Genomic DNA, 1,945 nt, shown 5'->3' with positions numbered 1-1,945 from the left:
GCATCGGTGCGCCCCTGTCCATCGCCAATACCAGCATCGGGCGATTGTTCGCCGCCTATCTGCCACGCGAGCTCGTCGCTCCGTTGCTCGATGCGGAGTTCGCGGCCGGGGTCGCGCCTCGGATGGACAATCGCAAACTCAACAAGGCCGAGTTCGACGCCTATCTCGAGACGGTCCGCGATCAACAGTTCGCTTTCCAACGAGGAGACCTTCTCGTCGGCCTCCAGGGCCTTGCCGTTCCGGTATTCGACGCCGAGCAGCGGATGGTGCTCAGCCTGTCCATGGTGTCCCTGGTCGGTCAGCGAGACCTCGAGCCGGATGGGGAGATCGCCGCACATCTTCGCGCCGCGGCTCACGAGATATCAGCGTCCCTAGGGGCACAGGCTTAGACCTACGAGGGGCCCCACAGCGCGCCGGCCCCCCGAAGCCGCTCGATCGCCTCGTGGCTGAAGCCCCAATCGACCAGCGCCTCCTCATTGTGTCGACCGATGGCTGGCGGCGGACCCTGAACAGCGCCCGGGCTGGCGGAAAAGCGCGGAGCGGGGGCCGGTTGCACCACCCCGGCTATTTCGACGAAGGTCTGCCGGGCACGATTGTGCGGATGCGCCACCGCTTCTTCGAGCGTGAGCACTGGGGCGTAGCAGGCATCAGTTCCGCCCAGAACTTCGCACCATTCCGCCTGGCTCTTCAGCATGATCACATCAGCAAGTTTCACCCGCAGAGACGCCCAAGCTTGTGGATCATCACTCTGTGGTTCGAAGGCGGGATCGTCGATCCCGATTCGTCGGAGGAGTTCTGCGCGGAACTGCGGTTCAATGGCCGCCAGGGAGATCCACTTGCCGTCGGCGCACTGGTAGGTGTCGTAGAAGTACGCTCCGCCGTCGAGCAGATTTGACGCGCGCTCCTCGCGCCAATTGCCCGCCGCCTTGAAACCAAAGAACAGGGACATCAGCGACGCCGCACCATCGCTCATCGCGGCGTCCACAATCTGGCCGACCCCGGTTTCCCGAGCGTAGAGGACGGCGGAAACGACGCCGAACGCCAAGTACAGCGCCCCTCCCCCATAATCGCCAATCAGATTGAGCGGAGCCACGGGCTTATCGCGCGTGCCGATCGCAGACAGGGCGCCGGACAAGGCGATGTAGTTCAGATCGTGCCCGGCTGCGTGGGCCCACGGCCCGTCCTGGCCCCAACCGGTCATCCGGCCGTAGACCAGGGCTCTGTTGCGCTTCAACGCGACCGACGGTCCCAACCCAAGACGCTCCATCACGCCCGGCCGGAAGCCCTCGATGAGCACGTCGGCGCTCTCAAGGAGATTCAGCGCCGCGTCTACCGCCTCCGGGGATTTAAGATTCATGACGACCGATCGGCGCCCGCGGGCCGTGACATCCGACGGCTCGCCGCCCACGGTGCCGGGCCGATCGATACGCAAGACGTCGGCGCCGAGATCAGAGAGCAGCATTCCGCAAAACGGCGCCGGGCCAATTCCGGCGAACTCGAGCACGCGCAGGCCGCGGAGAGGTCCCTGTCGCTGGCCAGGCAAGGTCTCGGCCATCAGAAGCGCGCCTGCAGTGCGATCCCGTATTGGCGCGGCGTGTCGTTGAGCGCGAAGGCGCCCTGGCTCGCGACGCTGATTTGGCGCGCCACCACCTCATCGAAGAGGTTGGTCCCCCGAAGGCTCAGGCGCAGCCGCTCCGTGGGCTCAGCATCCGCGACCTGCGCGAGTGCTCCGAACGGTGCGCTCAAGGCGGCTCCAAGACACGCCCACATGATCTTCGACATCTGTCCCTCCTTGTTTTTGTTGTTGGGTCGCCGTGACGACATCGTCAGAAGACGACCTTGCGGTTTCGCCGGCCACGCCAGCGACGCCGTGTGAATTCGCCTCCCTGGCCGAAGCGGGGCTACCGGCCGCGCCGATCCGCCATTAGGCGATTGGCCGGCCCGC

The 1,945-nt window shown here is 65.7% G+C and carries 3 protein-coding genes; 1 reads left to right on the top strand and 2 read right to left on the bottom strand.

The genetic code is table 11. The features are described 5' to 3' along the window. Nucleotides 1–44: 44 nt before the first annotated feature. Complete coding sequence (locus tag Q8Q88_RS24765) at nt 45–389, top strand: IclR family transcriptional regulator C-terminal domain-containing protein (protein WP_371129846.1); 345 nt, start codon at nt 45–47, stop codon at nt 387–389. Between the two features lie 2 nt (nt 390–391). On the opposite strand, the gene Q8Q88_RS11250 is transcribed toward Q8Q88_RS24765, so the two are convergent. Beyond that, nucleotides 392–1,555, bottom strand: coding sequence for a CaiB/BaiF CoA-transferase family protein (locus tag Q8Q88_RS11250; protein WP_305675278.1), 1,164 nt, complete (start codon nt 1,553–1,555; stop codon nt 392–394). Next, nucleotides 1,555–1,782 (bottom strand): hypothetical protein, encoded by a 228-nt coding sequence (locus Q8Q88_RS11245; RefSeq protein WP_305675277.1) that lies wholly within the window; start codon nt 1,780–1,782, stop codon nt 1,555–1,557. Before Q8Q88_RS11245 ends, Q8Q88_RS11250 begins: the two co-directional genes overlap by 1 nt. Nucleotides 1,783–1,945 lie beyond the last annotated feature (163 nt).

Source organism: Phenylobacterium sp., from assembly GCF_030697925.1.
In the GTDB taxonomy this organism is placed as follows: Bacteria; Pseudomonadota; Alphaproteobacteria; order Caulobacterales; family Caulobacteraceae; genus Phenylobacterium.
Note: the sequence above shows the minus strand (reverse complement) of the source record. Positions and strands in the feature narration are given on the sequence as shown.